This is a genomic window from Flavobacterium pectinovorum (assembly GCF_900142715.1).
GTDB lineage: Bacteria > Bacteroidota > Bacteroidia > Flavobacteriales > Flavobacteriaceae > Flavobacterium > Flavobacterium pectinovorum.
Genome location: NZ_FRBX01000004.1, coordinates 426,827 through 442,036 on the forward strand (window position 1 = coordinate 426,827; position 15,210 = coordinate 442,036).

Annotated in this window: 18 protein-coding genes; 6 read left to right on the forward strand and 12 right to left on the reverse strand. The window is 42.4% G+C overall.

Annotation, left to right across the window (positions count from 1 at the left end):
* Nucleotides 1-21 precede the first annotated feature (21 nt).
* From BUE22_RS15665 to BUE22_RS15685, 5 genes are all read left to right on the forward strand, one after another.
* Nucleotides 22-240, forward strand: coding sequence for a PRTRC system protein C (locus BUE22_RS15665; RefSeq protein WP_073396255.1), 219 nt, complete (start codon nucleotides 22-24; stop codon nucleotides 238-240).
* Nucleotides 241-256: 16 nt separating this feature from the next.
* Nucleotides 257-1,432, forward strand: a complete 1,176-nt coding sequence (locus BUE22_RS15670; RefSeq protein ID WP_073396257.1) for a hypothetical protein — start codon at nucleotides 257-259, stop codon at nucleotides 1,430-1,432.
* Nucleotides 1,429-2,154 carry a PRTRC system protein B gene (locus BUE22_RS15675; protein WP_073396260.1) on the forward strand — a complete coding sequence of 242 codons (726 nt, stop codon included), beginning with the start codon at nucleotides 1,429-1,431 and terminating at the stop codon, nucleotides 2,152-2,154. Before BUE22_RS15670 ends, BUE22_RS15675 begins: the two co-directional genes overlap by 4 nt.
* Nucleotides 2,151-2,957: a PRTRC system ThiF family protein gene (locus BUE22_RS15680; protein ID WP_073396263.1), complete on the forward strand. Its 807-nt coding sequence runs from the start codon at nucleotides 2,151-2,153 to the stop codon at nucleotides 2,955-2,957. The genes BUE22_RS15675 and BUE22_RS15680 overlap by 4 nt, the downstream gene beginning before the upstream one ends.
* Before the next feature lie 334 nt (nucleotides 2,958-3,291).
* On the forward strand, nucleotides 3,292-4,401 hold the full coding sequence (locus tag BUE22_RS15685; RefSeq protein ID WP_073396265.1) for an ATP-grasp domain-containing protein: 1,110 nt from the start codon (nucleotides 3,292-3,294) through the stop codon (nucleotides 4,399-4,401).
* 113 nt (nucleotides 4,402-4,514) lie between these two features.
* Here the strand turns inward: BUE22_RS15685 and BUE22_RS15690 are convergent, their stop codons facing one another.
* From BUE22_RS15690 to BUE22_RS15745, 12 genes are read right to left on the reverse strand one after another with little or no spacing between them, the layout of a single operon-like run.
* Nucleotides 4,515-4,964, reverse strand: coding sequence for a DUF3872 domain-containing protein (locus BUE22_RS15690; protein WP_073396267.1), 450 nt, complete (start codon nucleotides 4,962-4,964; stop codon nucleotides 4,515-4,517).
* A gap of 11 nt (nucleotides 4,965-4,975) precedes the next feature.
* Entirely contained in the window at nucleotides 4,976-5,536 is a 561-nt protein-coding gene (locus BUE22_RS15695; RefSeq protein ID WP_073396270.1) for a conjugal transfer protein TraO, read from the reverse strand.
* A gap of 21 nt (nucleotides 5,537-5,557) precedes the next feature.
* Nucleotides 5,558-6,451 (reverse strand): conjugative transposon protein TraN, encoded by an 894-nt coding sequence (traN, locus tag BUE22_RS15700; protein WP_073396272.1) that lies wholly within the window; start codon nucleotides 6,449-6,451, stop codon nucleotides 5,558-5,560.
* Nucleotides 6,452-6,473: 22 nt separating this feature from the next.
* The gene (gene traM, locus BUE22_RS15705) at nucleotides 6,474-7,796 is read right to left on the reverse strand and encodes a conjugative transposon protein TraM (protein ID WP_073396274.1); all 1,323 of its coding nucleotides are present in this window, start codon (nucleotides 7,794-7,796) and stop codon (nucleotides 6,474-6,476) included.
* Nucleotides 7,783-8,067, reverse strand: coding sequence for a nitrogen regulatory IIA protein (locus tag BUE22_RS15710; RefSeq protein WP_073396277.1), 285 nt, complete (start codon nucleotides 8,065-8,067; stop codon nucleotides 7,783-7,785). Before BUE22_RS15710 ends, traM begins: the two co-directional genes overlap by 14 nt.
* Before the next feature lie 20 nt (nucleotides 8,068-8,087).
* Nucleotides 8,088-8,525: a hypothetical protein gene (locus BUE22_RS15715; protein WP_073396280.1), complete on the reverse strand. Its 438-nt coding sequence runs from the start codon at nucleotides 8,523-8,525 to the stop codon at nucleotides 8,088-8,090.
* 11 nt (nucleotides 8,526-8,536) lie between these two features.
* Entirely contained in the window at nucleotides 8,537-9,160 is a 624-nt protein-coding gene (traK, locus tag BUE22_RS15720; RefSeq protein WP_073396283.1) for a conjugative transposon protein TraK, read from the reverse strand.
* A 12-nt stretch (nucleotides 9,161-9,172) separates the two neighbouring features.
* Nucleotides 9,173-10,177: a conjugative transposon protein TraJ gene (traJ, locus tag BUE22_RS15725; protein WP_073396284.1), complete on the reverse strand. Its 1,005-nt coding sequence runs from the start codon at nucleotides 10,175-10,177 to the stop codon at nucleotides 9,173-9,175.
* A gap of 3 nt (nucleotides 10,178-10,180) precedes the next feature.
* Nucleotides 10,181-10,813: a DUF4141 domain-containing protein gene (locus BUE22_RS15730; RefSeq protein WP_073396285.1), complete on the reverse strand. Its 633-nt coding sequence runs from the start codon at nucleotides 10,811-10,813 to the stop codon at nucleotides 10,181-10,183.
* Nucleotides 10,814-10,842: 29 nt separating this feature from the next.
* Nucleotides 10,843-13,347, reverse strand: coding sequence for a TraG family conjugative transposon ATPase (locus BUE22_RS15735; RefSeq protein ID WP_073396286.1), 2,505 nt, complete (start codon nucleotides 13,345-13,347; stop codon nucleotides 10,843-10,845).
* The gene (locus BUE22_RS15740) at nucleotides 13,344-13,676 is read right to left on the reverse strand and encodes a DUF4133 domain-containing protein (protein WP_073396288.1); all 333 of its coding nucleotides are present in this window, start codon (nucleotides 13,674-13,676) and stop codon (nucleotides 13,344-13,346) included. The genes BUE22_RS15735 and BUE22_RS15740 overlap by 4 nt, the downstream gene beginning before the upstream one ends.
* 11 nt (nucleotides 13,677-13,687) lie before the next feature.
* Nucleotides 13,688-13,993, reverse strand: coding sequence for a DUF4134 domain-containing protein (locus BUE22_RS15745; protein ID WP_073396291.1), 306 nt, complete (start codon nucleotides 13,991-13,993; stop codon nucleotides 13,688-13,690).
* 172 nt (nucleotides 13,994-14,165) lie between these two features.
* Between BUE22_RS15745 and BUE22_RS15750 the strand changes: the two genes are divergently transcribed.
* Entirely contained in the window at nucleotides 14,166-15,209 is a 1,044-nt protein-coding gene (locus tag BUE22_RS15750) for a hypothetical protein (protein WP_073396728.1), read from the forward strand.
* Nucleotide 15,210 lies beyond the last annotated feature (1 nt).

Sequence of the window (15,210 nt, forward strand, 5' to 3'; positions counted from 1 at the left end):
AATAACTTAAAATTCATCATCATGTTATTAGCAACGCAATTGGAAAGGGTGTTTATACTTAAAGATAAAGGACACGATATTATATTGACCGATCCCGAACCACGTTGGAGCGTGGACGCAGTACTAAATTTTTATGCCAACAGGTATCCCATTTTGACAACCGCCAAAATATCTGCACCCGCCATCAAGGATGATGCAGTAGAATACCGATTTGAGAGCGTAATGGGCACAAAAGGTTAAATTTAAATTTAAAGCAATGGACTATGCACAAACATATCATATCGGGAACAATCAAGCCACCCGAACAAACAAGACAAAGGCAGTTGTACCAACAGCTCAGCGAGTTTGCCCATTGGATGCAAAAACCCAAAGATGCGGGCGAGGTTCAAAAAGACAAACGCAGGGCAGTACCTGTGGAAATGTTGCCAATGGTTTTCTAAAGACTTCGTTCCTGCCAAGACTGAAAGAAACTGAAACGGTACAGGCTTGTATGGAAACAGCAAAAATTCAGAAGGACTTTTACAAGTCGCTGTCATTACTTGCAGAGCATTACAAGATAGAACCAATGCAAACCAACCAATTTGACTATCCTTACAATATGGCACTAGCTTTATGGGATATAGAGGAAAAGCTAAAGCAAAGTGTTCTGAATTGGCAGGAAATACGTTTAGTGCAGGACAGTAAGAAAACCTATTTCATCAGTGAGGAAAAATACAGCACAGGTACGACCCTGTATTATATACCTATTGAACCGCTGTATCAGATACTACACGACCCCAAGCGCAAAAGAAATGCCCAACTGCTTATTTCCGTTTGCTCTTACCTGTATCATATTGCCGATATTCCTTATTTCAGACAGGAAGACAGCTACCTGTATTGGATGTATGAAATGCACAAAGAATGGGTGGAGCAGGACGATGAAACTGAAGAAAACGAAGCGTATAAACTTGAGTTTGAAAAAGCGGAATTTATAGGAAATAGCATAGAGCAAAAGATTTTTAACCCTATGAGCTTGCAGGTTTTCGGACAGCGTTTAGACACTTTTAAAAGAAGCGATGCATTCGACCACGAATGTTGGCTGACAGCTACTAATGCCTTTGCGCTGTTTACGGAATATCCAAAGGCAAGCATTTTCCGAAATGCTCCAATGCCTGAACAAGACCTCGATGATGAAGAGTGCGACAATGGAACCATTGGTATGGAAAAGTATATTTCATTTATATCACACACCAAAGGATGGCTGTACGAGAACCTTGCCGAGAGCATCAATAATGAGTTTAACGAGTACGCAGCAATGCAGGAACCGACCATCTGCAAACGTTTTGACAAAAAAAAGGTAGCGGAAAACACCCTTGATTTTGAGAACGGATTATTTGCCCTTTTGGACGATATGTGCAGTCTGCTCTACAACTTTAAAACCACAAGAAGATGAAAAAGACAACCGACATCACAGAAAATTTTGGTACGCTGTACCATCCTAAATCCGCACTCGTTTTCTATGAAACCAAAGGAACAGACAGCGATGTGTATGTGGAGCATTTCGATATGGACAAGAACGGAACTCCTATTAATGCCCACCCACTCACAGAAAGGGAAGCAAAAGAATTGGCAAGGGCATTGGCAACAGAAAAGGACAACGACAAAGCCTTTTTAAAATCCAGCGGGATACTGCCGACAAACATACTGCATATCAATCCCAATAAGGATAAAGGTGCGGTACTATGGTACACGAAAACACAGCTAAGGCAGATGTATTTCGTGGACAGTCTGGGCATACCGAGCGGAAAGGCTCACGTACCTGCAATGCTGTGGCTGGCAAGCAAAAAAAGTCTTACCGTATTTGCCTTGGCAAGCGACAGAAGACCGACAGAGAAAACAGCTTTGCATTATGCACCTTTCTTCAACATTTACGAAAAGGGCAATGTCTGCATGGGAACAGTGGATATTGATATTAAAAATTCGGCTTCGGTCGAGGAATTTACCCGAGCGTGGGAACACTATTTTTTTAATTCCTATTTCAGCCATTCATTATGCGAAAACCTGACAAGAAAAAACATTGTAAACCTTTGGAAAGACCTTATCCAAACAGGAAACCCTTTTCCTAAAGAAGTATTGAAAAAAAACAGCAAAACCCTTAAAAATCTACTCAGATGAATACCGAGAAAACAAAAATACATTTTACGGATAACTGCCTGATAAATCCTACCAACCCTATTACCGTAAACGTAATCGGTGCAGGCGGTACGGGGTCAAAAGTACTGACTGCCTTAATGGAAATGAACCACAGCCTGGTTGAACTGGGACACGCAGGATTATCGGTTCGCCTTTGGGATGACGATGTCATCACAAGTGCCAATTTGGGCAGACAGCGTTTTGCAGGGTGCGAGGTCGGATTGTACAAATCCGTTGCCCTGATAAACCGAGCCAACCGATTTATGGGAACGTATTGGAAAGCGGAAACCCATAAATTTGAAAAGGATTCTTTGGGAAGACTGCCCCATAATGTACAGGCAACTATCTATATAACCTGCGTAGACAATGTGCAGGCGAGATTTGGCGTTGCCGAAATACTGAAAGAATTAACTAACCGCAGAAATCATAGAGATACACCCAAATATTGGTTGGACTTTGGCAACAGCCAGCATACAGGACAGGTTATACTGTCCACTATTGGAGATATTAAGCAACCCAACTCTGAAAAGTATGAAACGGTGGCAAACCTGCCATTTGTTACTGAAGAATTTGGGGAATTGCTACTACAGTCCGAAGAACAGGACGATACTCCGAGCTGTTCCTTATCCGAAGCCTTGGAAAAACAGGAATTGTTTATCAATTCTGCCTTGGCACAAATGGGATGTTCGCTGTTGTGGAGTTTGTTCCGCTACGGCATGACCGAGTACAGGGGTTTTTTCCTTAATCTTGGAAACTTTCAGTCACAGCCCGTAAAAGTCGCATGATCCGAAAATCGGGCGGCAAAAAGACACTCCCTCCCAAAGGGCGGGACAGTCTTTTTGCGTTTAGCGGTGCAGCCACTTTGATAAAAATGCACAATGCGCCATTTTATCAAACAGGCTGCGAAATTTAATAAGGGATATGCAGTATCCCTTTTGTTATTTTAGATGACTTCTTTTCTTTCAATAAAAGCGTCCAAAGAAAAGAAAGCAAAAGAACGTCTCTTGATCATATTTCGGAGAGTGATGAGACAATTGAGTGGAATGGCTAATTGTTTTAAATCAATGCTATTTATTCAAATTTTAATAATTTTGTTTCGAATCCTCAAATAATATTATAATGTCAAAAGTTTATCTAGTAAAATCTAAGCAATCAGAATCAGGAACAATTGAAACCTTGCCCAAATTTGAATGGATTCAAATTATAGAAGATACAGGCCCAGAATTGAAATCAATTCTTGAAAGAAATGAAAAAGTTGCAATCATTTCCGAATCATCCATTGCCAATGTATTATCTAGTTTAGAGCAGAGCAACCCGAAAAGAAGGGCAATTGAGTTATTTAAAGACAAATTCCTTTTTCGTAAACTTATAAAAGACGAAGAATTTAAGGTAAAAGAAGTTGCGTTTCGAGATATTTCCAAACTTCAAGTTAAAAATAAGTCCGTGCTAAAACCATTAAAAGGTTGTTTCGGGACTGCGGTTAAAATCGTTGATGAATCCACCAATTTTGAAAAACTTGAGAAAGAAATTCAAAACGAAATAGAGAAAAACGGAAGTATCTTTTCGGAAAATGTATTGACATCAAATGAATTTATAATTGAAGATTTCATTGAAGGTGAAGAATATGCCGTCGATATGTTTTACAACAGTGAGGGGAAGCCTTGCATTGTCAATATTTATCATCACCCGCTTCCCAAGCACGAACACTACCTGCATATGATTTATTATTCGTCCATGAAGACATTTGATGAAATCTATCCATTGGCAAAATTATTTTTTGAGCGGTTGAATGAAAAAATAAGCGTAACTGACTTTCCGATGCATTGCGAATTTAAGCTCATAGGAAACAAATTGATTCCGATAGAAATCAATGCAATGAGATTTGGAGGAATGGGTTTGGGAAATCTGGCATACCATTCATTTGGAGTTAACCCATACCGGTTTTTTTTGGAAGGTAGAGAGCCAAATTGGACAGAAGTTTTTAAAAATTTGGATGATGATTTGCGTTTCGTTTATTTCATCGCCTACAATTCATTTTCGAAGGATATAAGAACAAATTTCCCTAAAATACAGAAATTAAGAGATGAATTTACCGAAATCAAATTTGAACAATTGTTTGATTATCAGAAGCAGCTCGCATTTGGCGTTTTCTGTTTGCAAGAGAACCAAGAAAATTTAAACAGATTGCTGCAGATTAATTTTGATGATTTTTTTGAGCCCATAATATGATGAGCAAGAATTTTATTTAGACACATAGGTTAGACAAAAAAATTTTGTGCCGAAATCCAATAAATGCAAAACCGACCATTGAAGTCGGTTTTGTATTTATTCTGGTAAGTTATTTAATCACTACTATTAAACTCAAAGCTCAATTTCTTTTCGTTCCCGAAGCTATCCGAAATCCAAACATCAAAGGATTGTGATACGGTAGATGTTGAAGTGTAATACAACCGAAACTGCTCTGTCGGTAACGGATATAAATCATTCGGCAGGTATGGCGGTTCATTGTAGTATTGCAACGTTCCCTGTCCGTCAAACTGAAAGTAGCGGAGAAAATACTGTGTGTTGCTGTAATTACCCGTACGCTGTATGGTAATGCGTATTTCTACCGTTTGCCCGTTGGCTACATCTTTGGGTACTGGCATCACGTTTACCTCGAAAGGAAAATCGTTCTGTATTTCGAGTTCATCATCTTTGCTACAAGATACCAAAGAAACCGAAGCTGTTAGGATTGCCAGCATTACATATATCGGCACTAATCCTATTCTGAATTTATTAAATATTGCTATCATTATTTTAAGTTTTAAAAATTAAACCTTAATCCCACACCTGCTGACGGTTGGAACTGTTGTAAATCTGTACCCCAAAGCACTTTTGTACGTCCTTGCAGGACAAGTACAAAACGGTCAGACAGGTATGTTTCAAAAGTCAGCCGTCCGCCGGCTCCGTAAATGAAATTGTCCTCGCTAACTATTTTCGCCCCGTCAAATAACAACGCTTCGCCGCGATTAATACTTTCATACCCAACTAAACCTGTTATAGCTGCATTGAATGTAATGTTTTTACAAGCATCACCCAGCAGGAAGAAACTGTACCCGCCCTCTGCTGTATAAGTCTCCTGCGGAATGCGGAGGTCTTTGTATTGATAATATTGGTGTGCATATTCCAACATCCAAAGCTGGTAATTCCCGTTTTTACCATTTACGGTCATGGCCGTATTAATGTAATAATCATTGCCGATTTTGTCATCGGATAATACGCCTGCATTTACTTCCAGTCCTTTTTGTCCAGGCAGCATACGTTGTGCCTGCGCAATTGTGATACTCGTCAAAACGAGCATTACTGTAGAGATATACTTTTTCATTTTCTATTGCTTAATGGATTACTAAAACTTCAGATGCATGCCGCTAATTAATCGGGCTTTTATCAAATCCGAATTTTCTACCTGAAGCGTCTGGTGCCTTCCGCCGTTCTTCTCAAAAATCTCAATCAGCAATACCTTATCATCGGCAATGGTAAATTGGTCCAAAAGGAATACGTTTTGTTCGACTTCTTTACCGCCAATCACACCCAGTGGCTTGTAACTGCGAAGCGGCAGCATCGGCCTTTCCTGTATCACGGTGCGTTTGGCTATTTTCTTATCTACCACCTTGAAGTTTATAAATTCAATCTGGAAAGGAACGTTTGTACGATTTTCCAGTTCGCTATGGAAATAATATTTACCGTTATGGATATAAATTCCTTTGATAACAAACTGAATGCCGAAACTTTTCGCCCCAATATGTTTTACAAAACGTTTGTCCTTTTTATAGATTGTTTCCAGTATCAAACCTGCCAGAGATGGCGAATTGTTTCCCAGTTCTTCAAATAGCACATCTTGTCCGGCGGATCTGTCCACCGCCTTTTGCATTGCCATAAGGTTGTAACTCAATGTTGATGGGCAGGCACTATAATAGGCGTCGAAGCTGTAAAAACGTCCATCATCGGTAATCACCGAAAAATTGGTTTCAGGCTCAAAGTCCTTTACCGACGCTTTTACGCGCAGCACATTTTCTGCGTCTTCTACTTTTCCTGCAATTAAGTACTCGCTACCCAGATCTACGTAACGTATGGCGCTTGGGAAAATCAGGTGAGAAGTCTTGTCGTATGTAACCTGCATTTCGTACGATTCTATCCTGCCCAGGGCAAGCGAAGTTTTTGCAGTTTGCTGCGCAAAAGAGGCAGCGGCAGAACCAATCAGAAGGGCAGCCGCCCAAAAGGTTTTTAAATAATTTTTCATTGTAATTTATTTTAGTTTACTTTTATTTTTTAGAGACAAGAAATACTTGGTACCCGGCTTTCAGGGTAACTTTTGGCGTTTTTACTTTTTTGGAGAAATAGCCTGAAATGCCCTGTACAACACCTCTGCTCAAATCTGCGGCAGCCTGCTGTCCTGCTGATTGGGTCAGCATCAGGCTCGTTCCCGAAGTTTGGCTCATGTTGCCTGCCATCTCAGTAAGGGCATTCATTTCAGGAGAATACGGTACGTACAAGCCCTGCTGGCCGTCAAGGTCATAAATGGTGATGTCTACCGGGATAATATTACCGTCCAGTTCTATGGAAGTAATTTTCATCTGCAAGCGACCGCTCTGGAATTTAGCAATTGCCGTTAAGAGCGTTCCCTGCGGGATGGTGCGGTTAGGGGTTTGGGCAGGTTCCAATAAGCGCAGGCGCACGCCGCTTTCCCCAATAATGGTTTGTGTTTCCTGGATGCAGGCTTTTACACTGTTTTTGGGCTGTTCAGACTGCTGTACAGATCCCGGAGTATAAAAATTCCTGTTTTTATTTGCGCTCCAATCCGCTAAAAAAGCACTATCTGAAGGCTCTCTGTACAAAGCCGAAATGGCTTTTTTCCCTGCAGGAGCGAATGGCACAAAATATTCCTTCTGCGTACCGGTAGAAGCTGTACTGCCCTTGTTTGCGGAGGCTTCACCCGTATTTGTGCCTGTCGGAAGATATTTTGCCGCCATCTGATAGGACTTTTCCATAAGTGCAAGCTGGTCATCTACAGTCACGCTTTTTGGAACATCTTTATCATCGAGCTTGTCCTTCAGGTCATCGAGCTGTCTGCGCAGCTCGCGGGTTTCACTATTTTCATCCTTATAAAAGGAGCCAAGTGCAGTTTGATTATTACGATAACTGTTTAATGCCGGATTACCGGATCTTACCGGATTATTACCGTAGCCGTTGCCATGATCTTCCTGGTCAGCGAGTGTATCCTGATTGTCTTTAGGTGAACTGTCCTCATTCCAGTAATCGGAAAGCGTGGTCAGTGCATTACGTTTTTCCTGGTCTTCCTGTTCCAGCATTTCCTGCTCATATGCTTTCTGTTTGTCTTCCTGCATCCCGGCTTCGCTGGCCTGAGGGACGGCATCGTTCAGCCCGATATTTTCGATTGCCGCCTTGTCTGAAGACGGTTTAAATATCAGGTACATACATCCGAGAAATACGATTCCCATGAGTATGAATATTACCGGTTTTTTTAGCCGCTCTTTGCTGCTCTTTTTATCATCAGCCAAATTGGATGCGCTGGATTGGCCAGCTTCTTCAACCAGAACGCTGACCCTTTTTTCATTTTCTTTCATAAATCTTTTCTTTTAATTTTGTTGATAAAGTGTCGAGTTGCAAGCCACGACTTTCTTTTTTACCGGCAGGCTTGTCAATATGCTCGATGACCAACCTGTTATCAGATTTTGCCATGTCGTAACAAACCTTTACAATAACTGCTACGGTAAGCAGCAGGTACACTAAAAAAAGGCAGAGCGTATATCTCCGCTGTCTTTCTAAGGACAAGGCCCGCCAGCCTTTATCCTGCTTTTCAAACCACTTTTCTATATTTATTCTTATTGTTTTCATACGGTAAGGATTACATTTTTTCACATTCTAAAACCTCTTTTTCGCGGAGCAATCTCAACATTGGGTTTTTCTGATACTTGGGCAATTGCCTCCCTTATTGTCGGAACCGAACTTGCGGTAAGGTTTGTGAGTTTAGACTGCTTTAATAATTGCCCGTAGCGGTCTGTTCTTCTTATATGCATTTCTGTATCCCCTAAATCGAATTTCCCATTCTCGTACCTTAACCGCATATGGCAGTCCACCTTTGGCTTGTCTTCGCCATTCCATTCGAGGTAGGTAGATAAATGCAGGTAATTTGGTAATCTTGGAGCATCAGTACCATTTTCCCAAGCCTGTAAAAACCCGCTAATGCTGTCCTTTAGATTGTCTGGACAACAGCCCTCAGTGTGGAAATACCCGTCATATCCCTTTTCTGTAAGTGTTTCTGCAAATGCATCTAAATCAAGTAACAGTTTCATGTCCCGTAATTTTAGCGTTCAATGACTTCTATGTCCTTATTTTCCACCACGGAAAATTTCTCGATATTGAAACCCTGCGGGTTATTGTCCGAACGGACGGAGTTAACCAGGAAACAGGACGTAACAAGATTACGTTTTGTCACATTGCTCGATCGGATGATAAACTGTTTGGCGTAGGTGCGTACAGCATAGGGATACTTCTCGAAATTGCAGGCCACGCTGTCAATTTCAATGCGCTGTTGTACATTGCCGCTTATGATTCGGTTGTAATATCCTTTTTCCGACAGGTCTTTGTAATAATCAAAAGCACTTTTATCGGCAAGATTAAACGCCCTTTTCATGTTGCTTTCAATAGCGTTTTTGTCTGGAGCGAGCGTAAAGAAAAGTTCATGAAACCGCCTTACATGTTCCCTTGCTTCCACAGGACGGTTGATAGACGCATCCTGCGCGAGTGCCAGCATGAGTGATTTGCCATTGTCCAGCACATATATTTTTTGTCTCTGCTGTTCAGCAAAACTGTACGATCTCCATACGGCATATCCTGCTATGCCTGTGCAGAGCAAAGCAAACACAATAGCATATAATCGTATCTGCCTGAAACTGTTTTCGATATTTCTTAGCGTTTTAAATTCCATTTTCTTGAATGATTAGTTGTTTTGTTTGCTCATCAGCCTGCCGCCGATATTTCCTGCTGCGGAACCGGCTCCGGCTCCCGTAATATTTCCTGCTTTCATCGCCGTCTGGTTGACATTGCGGGTAAAGTTCCCGGCTCCCCCGGCCTGGATAATCCATCCTGTCACCGTTGGAATGGTAAAGTACCCCACAATTCCTATAATCATAAATATGATGTAAACGGTATTGGAAGTGTCGGGAATGAATGTAGGATCAGACAGCATTTCGATGTCACGTTCGAGTATCAAGGATTGGATCCTGGCGAGCATCGAGCTAAAGAGGTCCGCCACGGGAAGCCACAGGTAAACGCTTATATATCGTGTGAACCACTGATTAAGCGTAGACTGAAAACCATCCCACACGGAAATAGCAAAGGCAATCGGGCCAAGAATGGAAAGGACAATAAGAAAAAATGTCCTGATGGTATCGATCACCAATGCCGCCGCCTGAAACAGTACTTCCAAAAGATTACGGAACCATTCTTTCATCGCTTTCTCAATCTTATACTCCTGACGATCCATGTACATTCCTGCCATTGTCCCAATGTCTGAAGGCGACCAGCCGAGTTCATCCAGCTTCTTGTCGAACTCTTCATCCGAAACCATATAGGCAGTTTCGGGATTCCGTACCATCGCTTCGTATTCGAGCTGGTCTTTCTGCTGCTGTAGTTTGTTCAGGTCAAGCACCTGGTCTTCGAGTATGGCATTTGTTCCTGTAACTATAGGGCTTAGCACCGCATTAACGGTTCCAAGGACGATCGTGGGAAAAAACATGATACACAATCCCAAGGCAAAAGGCCGCAGCAGTGGAAACATATCGATAGGTTCGGCCCTGCTTAACGCCTGCCAGACCTTTAATGCTACATAGAACAGCGCGCCCAGTCCGGCAAGACCCTTAGCTACCGCTGCCATATCACCGGCAAGCGGCATCATGTCATCGTAGAGTGAACGAAGGACTTCGTGAAGATTATTCCATTCCATACTTTACCAGTATTTTTGGTTGGAAGTCCCATAGAGTTCAAGCACTCTCTTGGCATCATTTTTCTTTTTAGCCCTGAGATAACTCACTGAAATATTCTTGCTGGTATAGTAGCGGACAAGACTGTGATACTCTTTGACTTCTTTATAAACGCGGTCGATAACGTCCATGCGCTCTTTGTCATTCAGCGAAAGATTTGATGCGGTTACGATCTGCTTGAGTTCCTTCAGAAGTTCGGTACTCTCATTGAGCAGTGCTGAATACCCGTTGCCAATAGCGGCCAGTTCCTGCGGGGTGAAATTGGGATCGTTCATCATTTTACCGAAATTGGTAACATACATCTCTGATACATCCCCAACCAAAAGTACGGTCTGCTGTACTTTACGGGCATCTTTCACAAGGTTGCTTACTGCTTTGAGTTTGTCGTAATACTCTTTTCCCTGATTGTACACTTTCTCCACCTCCTTGAAATTTTTAACAACATTGGATACCGTAGATGAAGTCTGTACGATTTCATTAGCGCTGTTGAGGATACCTGAAGCCAGATTTGTAGGATCTGTAACCACCCACTGGGCTTTTACCGATGGTGCTGCTGCAAGCATAACTGCCGCATACGCCATGAACATTAGTTTTTTCATTTTTCTTAAATTTAAATTGTTAATTATTATTACTGATTTGCTTTCTCGCGCCTCTGCATAGCAATACGCTTAATGGCGAGTTCCACATTGCCGTCCAATTCCGATGCGAGCTGCATCACTTCCATTTTTTCTGTTTCTTCCGTAGTATAGGCGAGATACTCCTCAAGACTCACTTCTGTAGCATACACCGCTGAATCCGTACCACCCAGGCCTATCCATACTTCCTTGTAAAGGCGCGAGGCATCATTATTCATATTGATAGAAAGTACCTGTGCCTTTTCCTTATCGGTTAGACCGAGCATCGCCTGAATGTCATCGAACTTGTTCATGTACTTGCGCTGGTCCAGCAGGATTTTGCAGTCTGAGTTGTTGATGATACTTTCTTTTACAATAGGAGACTGGATGATATCATCTACTTCCTGCGTAACGACTATTGCCTCGCCAAAGAATTTCCTAACTGTCTTAAAAAGATACTTGATGTATTCTGCCATTCCTTCCTTGGCAATGGCTTTCCATGCCTCTTCAATGAGAATGAGCTTGCGGATACCTTTGAGCCTTCTCATCTTGTTGATAAAGACCTCCATAATGATGATGGTCACGATGGGAAAAAGAATTTTGTGGTCTTTAATGGCATCAATCTCAAAAACGATGAATCGCTTGGAAAGCAGGTCCAGCTGCTTATCTGAATTGAGCAGGTAATCATACTCGCCGCCTTTGTAGTAAGGTTCCAGTACATTGAGGAAGTTTGCAATATCAAAATCTTTTTCCCTAACCTGTTTTTCCTGAAGTACCCGGCGGTAATCACCCTGGACATATTCATAGAAGCCATTGAAAGACGGATATTCATCATCTCCTTTGATGCGTTCTATGTAACCGCTTACTGCATTGGACAATGCCACTTCTTCAGAACGGGTCGGCGGCTCGTCATCCCGTTTCCAAAGGGTAAGAATTAGTGTTTTGACACTTTCCCTTTTTTCAATGTCGAAGACGCCGTCATCCGTGTAGAAAGGGTTAAAGGCAATAGGATTGTCTTCGGTATAGGTAAAATATACCCCGTCTTCGCCTTTGGTCTTGCCTTTTATCAGCTCACACAATCCCTGATAGGAATTGCCGGTATCGACCAGCAGTACGTGTGCTCCCTGCTCGTAATATTGCCTTACCATATGGTTGGTGAAAAATGATTTGCCGCTTCCTGACGGGCCCAGAATAAATTTGTTCCGGTTGGTGATAATCCCGCGCTTCATCGGCAGATCAGAAATATCCAGATGGATGGGCTTTCCTGTGAGCCTGTCTGCCATTTTGATGCCGAACGGAGATGGCGAATTGTGGTAGTTCGTTTCTTCTGTGAAGAAGCACAAAGCAGGTTCAATGAAGGTGTAAAAGCTTTCCTCGCTTGGAAAATCACCTGCATTCCCGGGCATTCCTGCCCAATACAGCGTAGCTACATCTGTGGTATTGTGCCGTGGCTTGCATTCCATTAGTGCCAGTGCACTCCCGCTGTCATTTTTTAGCTGTTTGAGTTCCCCCGGATCATCCGACCATGCCATAATGTTGAAGTGTGCCCTGATAGATGAAAGACCAAATGAATGTGCTTCGTTGAGGTATTTTTCTATCCATTCCTTGTTGATCTGGTTCGCACGACTGTAACGAGCCAGAGAGTGCATATTCCTCGCTGATTTTTCAAACTTCTGAAGGCTCTCTTCGCTGTTATCCAAAAACAGGTATTGGTTGTAAATGTGATTGCAACTCAACAGGAGTCCAACGGGTGCAGCAAATGAAAGCCGGCAGTCGCTTCGGTCCGTAGAAAGTTTCTCATAACGGGTATCTGCCGAAACCGTTCCCGGCAGGTCGTCCGTATCGGATAAGGTATGCAGGCACAGCCTCTTGTTTCCGATACGAACCTCTTCAGCGGCCAGTACAATATCCTGCATCGGTGTCTCGGCTTCCCTCGAAAGCGTTAGGTATTGTTCCAGTAATCCCTGCTTTTCATCTGTACCAACAATGTCTTCTTCACTCAGGCGGTTTAGCTTGATAAGACCGCTGTCATTAATGATTCGCTCAAACTGTGCGACGGCTTCCATAAAACGATGGATCGCTTCCTTGTCCCTGATTTCCTTTGGTATTAGTGAACCTTTGCATAGCGAAGAGAAATTGCTCTGCATGCGCATTTTTTCCTTACTGGTCTTGGTCAGAAAAAGGTAGCAGTAGTGGTTCAGGAATGGACGCTCGTTGAAATGGCGCTGATAGGATTTAGCTAAAAAACTTTGGTCATCCTTTGCCAAATCAGGGGCGTAGTTTTCCTTGATATACCAATCCTGTTTGTGGATTACGGTAAAATCAGGCAGAGTCTTGATAGCCTTGTGCCAGGCGGAATGAATGGCTTCATATTCGGCAGACGCAACTGTAAAGAGTTCCGGCAAACGCACTTCAAAACAGGCCGTGATATCCGCATCTTTTGACAAGATGCAGTTGTTCTCTACTGCCAAGAGTGGAAATTTACTTTCCAGTGTTGTTGTCTTTGCTGTGTTTCTCATAAAGCATCAGGTTTTCCAGTGATTCTTAGGTAGCGATGTACGGGCTTGCGGCAAATGATGTAGCGGGGATGTCTTTTCTTCGCACCCACTTTCATGAGTCCGTGCTCACCGTACTTTTTATTGAGTGAGAAAGTCTGCCATACGATAAGAGAAGCACCTCCGGTTCCGAGAAACAGGCAGATGAAAGAGTTGACCCCAGCCATGTATAGTATCATGACCACGATAAGGGTCCCGAGCAATCCGCCTGCAAAAATGAAAAGGTATTGTGCTTTCAGCCCCTTGAACTCCACGGTTCTCCCAATGCCCTTGTTGATGTTATAATTACTCATAGCACCTGGGATTAAAGGAAGAAGGAACGCAAGATGGTAGCAGCAACAATTAAGAATATACAGGCACCGAACCAGCTTGCTGCCGTTTTACTGGTATCGGGATCTCCGCTGCTGAATTTGTTATATACCTTTACACCTCCTATAAGGCCTACTACTGCTCCAATGGCGTAAATAAGCTGAGTGGCGGGATCGAAATACGAGGTTACCATCTGCGTGGCTTCATTGATACCCGCCGTACCATTGCCCTGTGCCATGACACTTAAACCTGTGAGCATTGCCACTGCTGCCAAAAGGATTTTTTTTCTTTGTTTTTCCATGATTAGTTACATTAAATTATCATTGTCCTCCCGCACTTTGCGGACTATTTTGACAAAGGTGTGGTGGAAATCCATGCATGGTAACAAACTGGCACTGAGTGGAATTACTTGGCTGTCAATTGCAGTATCTGACTTTTTATTTTGTAACTTGCCAGTAAACAACCAACAAAAAATGACTAGAGAAGAAGGTATCAAGCAGGTTTTCGCCGGCGGCGGACATGTCGTAATTCTAGGTGCTGGAGCAAGCATCGCATCCACAATAAGAAATCCTGAATTGACAGGCAGAAAGTTACCTTCAATGGATAATTTTATTTCCGTCGTAGGCCTTGAAGATTTGGTAGAAGAAGTGCCTGCTGGACTGCGGGATAGTAATTTTGAAAAACTTTATGGGAATCTTCACAGGGAAACGCCCGATTCAAAAATTCTAAGGGAAATTGAAGCCCGGATACAACAATATTTTGGAGATATGCAGCTTCCCGAGCAGCCAACCATATACGACTATTTGGTTTTATCGTTGAGGAGTAAGGATCTAATTGCAACTTTTAATTGGGACCCTTTTCTTTATCAGGCATGGGTTCGAAATCGGGAATTCACCAAAGATCTGCCCCATTTATCTTTTTTACATGGGAACGTTGCAATTGGCTATAGTTCAGAAGACAAAAGATGTGGTCCGGTTGGGTATCAAATGCGGGCGGATGGTGGCGTTTTTGAACCGACAAAACTACTATATCCTGTAGAGCAGAAAAACTACACTGATGATGAATTTATTAATATTGAATGGGACAGGGTAAAATATTGGCTTGATAAGGATGGCGGAACAAAACGGACCACTATTTTTGGTTATGGTGCACCAGTTTCTGATGTGGAGGCAGTTTCGTTACTAAATGAAGCCTGGGGTACACCGGCTGAGAGGGCAATGGAACAATTTGAAGTAATTGATATTACGCCTGAAGATGTTTTACGTAAAAGATGGAATGGCTTTATACATTCACATCATTATGATATTGCAGATGACTACTTCAACTCATCACTGGCATATAATCCTCGACGAACAAGTGAAAGTTATTTTAGTCACTATCAGCCCCTGACACCAGGTGAGGCTTTGAGGGAAAGTAATCCTGTTCCTCGCGATATCAAAACTTTAGAAGACTTATGGAATTGGCACAAGCCACTAATAGAGGCTGAAGAAGAGGTGCAAATAAAAAATGCTGAATAAC